Raw genomic sequence first — 4705 nt, 5'->3', positions numbered from 1 at the left:
GATCCTGCTTATTTTTACAGACACGGCGACCACCGCCATCTACACCATTTCCCTAACCCGACTCTCTTCCGATCTCGCCAGGGCCGGGCCGATCGACGCCGGCAGGCCCCGGTCACCCTGCTCGGCGTAGTGCAGGGCGGCCGCGACCGCGATCGGGCCGACGGCCAGGTTGGGCGCCGCCGTACGCAGGCTCAGCCCGGCGGCCAGGGCGAGCAACCCCAGCCCGACCGCGTCGATCAGCAGCGTGCGCAGGTTGCCGTCGCGCACGGCGGCCGGATCCTCCCGCCAGAGCAGCCAGCTCACGGCCGCCAACCCGGCCAGCAGCAGCAGCTCCCACCCCAGGTGCACGCCGATCCGGTCCCGGCCGGGATCACCGTGGGTGGGGTCGTCGAAGACGTTCTCCAGTACCGCGGCCGGCACCCCCGACGAGGGTTCGGACGACCGGTCCCGGCCCGCTTCTTCGTACCCCATGACGCCGCCTCCCCAGTGGCCGGCCGTCCCCGGTCCGGCGCGCGGACGGACCCCGGGCGGCCCTTGCTCCCGATCGCAGGCACCGTACCCGCGACCGCAGCTGGGCGTAACCCCCTGCTCAGCGCTGGCCGGGGCGGCTCTCCCGCGGGTCCTGCTCGCGCTCGTCGTCCGGGCGTTCCGGCACCCGGCAGGAGTGCTCCAACCAGAGCGCGGCGCCGACCAGGGCCAGCGAGGCGAGCAGGCCACCGCCAGCGGCCGGTCGATCGTCCAGGGCGGCGCGGGTGGTCTCCACGAAGAGCCAGCCGGTGAGCCCCGCGTAGAAGCCCGCGAAGATCGCCGCGGCCAGTGCCGACGCCTTGGCCAGCACCACGAAGCGGGCCACCATCAGCGGGTTGACCGGGTCCCGGCCCGGCTTGCGCTCGATCCGGCCCCGGGTGTTGACCGCGGCGTACGCCTCCAGCACGGCGAGCCCGGCCAGCGTCACCACCGGCAGCCAGGGCAGCCGGGGAACGCCGCTGTAGTAGAGGGTGCTGATCAGCAGCCAGGCCACCGCAGCCGCAGCCAGGCCGGCCACGACCAGGGTCGAGATCCGGGTGGGGCCCATCCGGGACCCGTCCGGGCCCGACCCGCGGGGTGGGGGCTTCGCCTGCGTCATGCCGGCCGGTTCCGCTCGGTCATGCCGTCGACTCTAACGCCAACTCCGGCCGGGGACGCAGTTCCAACGCCTCGTCCGCCGCGGGGCCGGTGGTCAGCAGGTCGGTCAGCCAGCCGTGACCGGGCAGCCGACCGTACGGCTGGATGTCGATCCACGGACGCAGCACGAAGGCACGCAGGTGCGCCCGGGGGTGCGGCAGGGTCAGCTCCGGGTCGTCGCTGAGCACCGGCTCGTCGTCGTCGCCCCAGACCGCGATCACGTCCACGTCGAGGGTGCGCGGCCCGAACCGCCGCTGCGGGTCACGGACCCGGCCCGCCGCGCGCTCCGCGTCGTGGGCCCGCTCCAGCCAGTCGCGCGGGGTCGCGCTCGCGTCCTGCACGAGCACCACCGCGTTGAGGTACGCGGGCTGGTCGGCGTCGCCCCACGGTGGAGTCTCGTACACCCCGGAGAGCACGAGCACCGCGTCACCGAGGGTGGCGACGGCCGTGCGCAGGTGCGCCAGGCGGTCACCCAGGTTGCTGCCGAGCGAGAGGACCGCCCGGGTCACCGGGTACGCGTCCGGGTCATGGTGACGGCCACGTCGGTGAAGGTGTGCGGCACCGGGGCCTCCGGCTTGTGCACGGTGATCGTCGCGGTGTCGACCCGCTCGTCGGCCAGGCACACCGCGAGGAGCCGGTCCGCGAGGGTCTCGATCAGGTTGACCGGCTCGCCGGTCACCACCGCGACCAGGCGTTCGGCCAGCTCGCCGTAGTGCACGGTGGCGGTGACGTCGTCGGTGGCGGCGGCCGGGCCGAGGTCCAGCTCCAGGACGGCGTCGACCACGAAGTCCTGCCCCTGTACGCGTTCGAAGTCGTACACCCCGTGCCGGCCGCGCGCCCGCAGGCCGGTGAGGTGGATCCGGTCCGTCGTCATCGCCGTACCTCATGCTCGTGATCGGGTTGCGTTCGCTTCTCGTGGTGCGGCGGCACGGCCAGGCGCGGGCTGCCGGTCGCGGCCCAGACGGCGAGCGCGTCGGTGGTGGCCCGCACGTCGTGCACGCGTACGCCCCAGGCGCCCGCGGCGACCGCCAGCACGCTGGTGGCCACGGTGGCCGCCTCCCGCTGGGCGGTCGGTCGCTGCGTGCCGTCCGCGGCGGCGAGCAACCCACCGAGGTACGACTTGCGGCTGGCCCCGAAGAGCAGCGGGTAGCCGAGATCCAGCAGCTCCGGCAGGCGGGCGCTGAGCTCCCAGTTGTGCGCGGCGGTCTTGGCGAAGCCGAGCCCGGGATCGACGATGAGGCGGTCGGCGGCCACCCCGGCGGTCAGCGCCGCGTCGATCCGTTGGGCCAACTCGGCCCGGACGTCGGCCACCACGTCGGTGTAGGTGGCCAGCTCGCGCATCGCCCGGGAGTGCCCACGCCAGTGCATCAGCACCCAGGGGCAGTGCGCGTCGCGGACCACGCGGGCCATGTCGGGGTCGGCCAGCCCACCGGAGACGTCGTTGACCACCGCCGCCCCGGCGGCCAGGGCGGCCTCCGCGACCCGGGCGCGGCTGGTGTCGACGCTGACCGGCACGCCGGCGGCGGTCAGCTCGCGGATGACCGGCAACACCCGCTCGGCCTCGGTCGCGGCGTCGATCCGCTCAGCGCCCGGACGGGTCGACTCGCCGCCGATGTCGACCAGGTCCGCACCGGCGTCACGCAGACGGACGCCGTGTCCGACGGCGGCGTCCAGGTCGGCGTACCGTCCGCCGTCGGAGAAGGAGTCCGGTGTGACGTTGAGGACGCCCATCACCACCGGGCCCGAAGCCCGCACCAGATCGGTCACGACTAGACGGTACCGGTCGCGGCAGCGGCGCCCGCCGGCCCGGGTCGGCCCCGCGCCACCGCCCCTGACGTGCCGGTTAGAACAGGTGTACGATCGGTCATCCGGGCAGTATCGGGCAGCCCCTTCGCGGCTTGTCGCAATCCGGGGCGGCCCGTACGCTTTGGAATTGGCCAGCATCGAGATGGCGAAGCTTGGAGGGAGGGCCGAAGCGGGGGAAAAACGCCCAAACCTCGCCACCCTCCGTGGTGAGTAACGAACACAGGGTCAAGAACGCCATGCCCTGTGGAGCACTTTTCCCGCAAGGCTTGCCTATTGCACCGCCGCGGCACCGCCGGCCGCGCTATGGGGAGGTTCCAGTGATCGCCTTCGAGCTCATGGAGACGGCGTCGTCAGGCGTCGCCCACGCGCTCTCCACCCTGGCGTCGACTCCACTCGCGGAGCCGGCACCGAAGGGGATCGACACCAACAGTGTCGTCACCTTCTTCGCCAGCAAGATCGCGCCGATCCTGCTCGCCGTCCTGGGCGTCATCTTCATCGGCCGTGCCAGCCGAGGCGAGATCTCCAAGGTGCTGACCAGCTCCGCGATCGCCATCGTCGGGCTCGCCTTCATCGCCGGCGCGGCAACACTCTTCTTCGTCGGCGATTACCTGATCGACCTGATCTTCGAATAGGCGCGTTCACCAGATGCGGCTGCGCACCGACGACGACATCTACCGGGCCCGCCTGGTCTACCTCGGGCCGCCCGGTTACACCCTTCCGGTCCACCTGCCCTACGCCCAGTACGGGCTCTTCATGCTGCTGGTCCCCCTCTACATGTTCATCCACTGGCTGTTCACGTTGACGGTCGAGCTCTTCCCAGCCTGGGAGATCGCGCTCGCCATCGTGACCACGTCGTTCATCTTCCGGCACGTCGACCCCGATCGGCCGGCGCGGGTGGTCATCCGCACCGCGCTGACCGACTGGCGACGCACCCGGGAGCCGGCGGTCGAGCAGCGCGATCCGCGCCTGGTCGGCAGCCGGATCAGGATTCGGGAGGAGCTGGCATGACCGGACGTACGTCGAACGGTCCGTCGCGGGACGCGGGCAGGGGCCTGCCGACAGTGGCCGAGGCGGTCGCATGAGCCGCTCCTCCACGCCGGGCTCCCCGGCCGGCCGCCCGGGCGCGCCGACCGGTCACCGTCCGCACTCATTCGACTACACCGAGGACGAGGACGAGGTCGCCCTCGACCCCGCGCTGGTGACGTCGCCCGGCCACGGTGCCGTCGGTGTGTTCCAGGCACCCCGGCCGGTTCCCCGCCGGACGCCACCGGCCGAGCCCAGCGCCGTGTCGGCCGGCGAGAACGCCGACATCGACTCCCCCTTCCTGGACCTCTTCGGCGGCGGGGGGCGACCCGGCACGGCACGAGCCGTCACGGCCGGCCCGAGCACCCGTGAGCAGCCGGCGATCCCGCATCAGCCGCCACCCGTCGCCAGCCCGGCACCAGCCCGCGCGGTTCCCGAGTTCGAGCCACCGTGGACACCCGCCGACCAGCCCGGCAGCGGTGGCCGATCCGTCGACCCACGGCCCGGCGGCGGCCACCCGGCCACCGAGTCCCGGGTGCCGCACCAGGCCGGCGATCGACGGCCGATGCTGCGTCCACCGGACGAGCTCGGCCCGTCCGCCGGCGGCGGGTCGCCGTCTGCGGCCACCGGTCCCGCCGGCCGTGCAGCCGGCACCCTGCCGGGCAGCCGACCCACGGCCACGCCGGCGGCCCAACCGGCCCGCCCTACGGCC

The 4705-nt window shown here is 73.3% G+C and carries 6 protein-coding genes and 2 pseudogenes; 3 read left to right on the top strand and 5 right to left on the bottom strand.

Annotation, left to right across the window (positions count from 1 at the left end; all coding sequences use genetic code 11):
• Positions 1–75: 75 nt before the first annotated feature.
• The 5 genes and pseudogenes from PSH25_RS21995 to folP form a co-directional block, all read right to left on the bottom strand.
• Positions 76–471: pseudogene (locus PSH25_RS21995) on the bottom strand (ABC transporter permease); the annotation flags it as partial.
• A gap of 118 nt (positions 472–589) precedes the next feature.
• Positions 590–1126 (bottom strand): DUF3180 domain-containing protein, encoded by a 537-nt coding sequence (locus PSH25_RS21990; protein WP_238660870.1) that lies wholly within the window; start codon positions 1124–1126, stop codon positions 590–592.
• Between the two features lie 19 nt (positions 1127–1145).
• Complete coding sequence (folK, locus tag PSH25_RS21985; protein ID WP_238660869.1) at positions 1146–1673, bottom strand: 2-amino-4-hydroxy-6-hydroxymethyldihydropteridine diphosphokinase; 528 nt, start codon at positions 1671–1673, stop codon at positions 1146–1148.
• Positions 1670–2038, bottom strand: a complete 369-nt coding sequence (folB, locus tag PSH25_RS21980; RefSeq protein WP_238660868.1) for a dihydroneopterin aldolase — start codon at positions 2036–2038, stop codon at positions 1670–1672. The genes folK and folB overlap by 4 nt, the downstream gene beginning before the upstream one ends.
• Complete coding sequence (gene folP, locus PSH25_RS21975; protein ID WP_238660867.1) at positions 2035–2931, bottom strand: dihydropteroate synthase; 897 nt, start codon at positions 2929–2931, stop codon at positions 2035–2037. The genes folB and folP overlap by 4 nt, the downstream gene beginning before the upstream one ends.
• Before the next feature lie 356 nt (positions 2932–3287).
• Between folP and PSH25_RS21970 the strand changes: the two genes are divergently transcribed.
• The 3 genes and pseudogenes from PSH25_RS21970 to PSH25_RS21960 all read left to right on the top strand — a co-directional run.
• On the top strand, positions 3288–3602 hold the full coding sequence (locus PSH25_RS21970) for a hypothetical protein (protein ID WP_074315118.1): 315 nt from the start codon (positions 3288–3290) through the stop codon (positions 3600–3602).
• Between the two features lie 13 nt (positions 3603–3615).
• Entirely contained in the window at positions 3616–3978 is a 363-nt protein-coding gene (locus tag PSH25_RS21965; RefSeq protein ID WP_053654782.1) for a hypothetical protein, read from the top strand.
• A 70-nt stretch (positions 3979–4048) separates the two neighbouring features.
• A pseudogene (locus PSH25_RS21960) lies at positions 4049–4705 on the top strand (ATP-binding protein); the annotation flags it as partial.

This window comes from Micromonospora foliorum, assembly GCF_022229015.1.
GTDB classification, from domain to species: domain Bacteria; phylum Actinomycetota; class Actinomycetes; order Mycobacteriales; family Micromonosporaceae; genus Micromonospora; species Micromonospora foliorum.
The sequence above is the reverse complement of the archived record's forward strand: the minus strand, read 5'-3'. Positions and strand labels throughout refer to the sequence as shown.

Excerpts from the sequence above, each read along its gene's own strand:
- PSH25_RS21965 (WP_053654782.1), top strand. The coding sequence starts at position 3,616 with ATGCGGCTGCGCACCGACGACGACATCTACCGGGCCCGCCTGGTCTAC.
- PSH25_RS21990 (WP_238660870.1), bottom strand. The coding sequence starts at position 1,126 with ATGACGCAGGCGAAGCCCCCACCCCGCGGGTCGGGCCCGGACGGGTCC.
- folB (WP_238660868.1), bottom strand. The coding sequence starts at position 2,038 with ATGACGACGGACCGGATCCACCTCACCGGCCTGCGGGCGCGCGGCCGG.